Origin of the sequence: Nocardia aurantia, from assembly GCF_009604425.1 — a bacterium.
Lineage (GTDB): Bacteria > Actinomycetota > Actinomycetes > Mycobacteriales > Mycobacteriaceae > Nocardia > Nocardia aurantia.
Genome location: NZ_WEGI01000045.1, coordinates 1 through 1,526, shown reverse-complemented (window position 1 = coordinate 1,526; position 1,526 = coordinate 1). Strand labels below are relative to the sequence as shown.

The window sequence follows — 1,526 nt, the reverse complement described above, 5'->3', positions numbered from 1 at the left end:
CGGACGGGGACGGTGTTGATGAACAGGCCGACCATGGACTCGACCCCGGCCAGCCCCGCCGGCCGCCCGGACACCGTGGTACCGAACAACACATCATCGCGACCGGTCAACCGGCCCAGCAACACACCCCACGCGGTCTGCACCACCGTGTTCACCGTGACACCGGACTCCGCGGCCACCGCCACCAGCCGCGCCGTCGCCGCCTCACCCAGCCCGAACAGATACTCCCCGGCCAGACTCGTGATCTCCCGCCCCGACTGCGGCCGGGTCAGCAACGTCGGCTCCGACACCCCCGACAGCGCCCGCCGCCACACCTGAAGCGACCCCGCATGATCCTGGCGCGCAAGCCATTCCAGGAACCCGCGATACGACCGCACCCCCGGCAACGCCGACGCGTCCGCCCGGGTCGCGTACAACATCAGCAGATCCCGCATCAGCAACGGCATCGACCAGCCATCGAGCAGGATGTGATGATTCGACACTACCAACTGCCAATCCCGCGAACCCGTACGAATCAACGTGAACCGCATCAACGGCGGTGACGCCAGATCGAACCGCCGCTGCCGATCCGCGGCGATCAGGTCCTCGGCCCGGCCGGTCGCCGACCGATCGTATTCGGCCCACGGCACATCCAGTCCGTCGACGACGACCTGGACGGGGTTGCCGTCACCGTCGGTGACGAACGCCGTCCGCAGACTGTCGTACCGATCCAGCACCGCCTGTGCCGCATCCCGCAACCGGCCCGGATCCACCCGCCCCGACAACGTCAGCACCACCTGCGCGGTATACACATCCACCGACGCCGCCGCCAACTGCGCATGGAACAACAACCCCGACTGCAACGCCGACAACGACCACACCTCGGCCACCGCCGGGAACCGCCGCGCCACCCCGTCGATATCGTTCTGACTCAACCGCACCAACGGGAAATCCGACGGCGTGAACCCACCCGCCCCCGGCGACAACGCATGCCGCGCCACCGCCTCCAACGCCCGCACCCACAACCCACCGAACTCCGCCACCGCCGCGGCATCCAGCAACGTCGCCGGATAACCGATCTGCGCCGACAACCGATCCCCCGCCACGATCGCGTTCACATCGATCGGCGCCATCGCCGGCATATCCGCGTCGTAACCGGCGCCCAGCTCCCCGAGTTCGGGCGCGGGGATCCAGCCGAAGCCCCGCAGGGCTTCCGGCACAGCGGAATCGGAGACCCGGCCGAGGTAGTTGAAACTCACCTGACCCGGTGACCGCACCGGCAGCCGGTCGGCGGTCTCCGGGTTCAGGTAGCGCAGCATGCCGTACCCGAGGCCCTTGCCCGGCACCGCCAGCAACTGTTCCTTCACGGCCTTGATCGCCCGGCCCATCGCCGGGCCACCGGCCAGCGCCGCATCGACATCGATGCCCGACAGATCGAACCGCACCGGGAAGATCGAGGTGAACCAGCCCACCGTGCGCGACAGATCCGCGCCCGGCACCGCCTCCTCCTCACGACCGTGCCCCTCCAACCGGATCAGCACCGAATC

At 68.8% G+C, this 1,526-nt stretch carries 1 protein-coding gene; it reads right to left on the bottom strand.

The window, feature by feature from the left end; all coding sequences use genetic code 11:
• The coding region (locus NRB56_RS38070) for a condensation domain-containing protein (protein ID WP_227838693.1) at window positions 1-1,526 on the bottom strand (1,526 nt) is incomplete at both ends.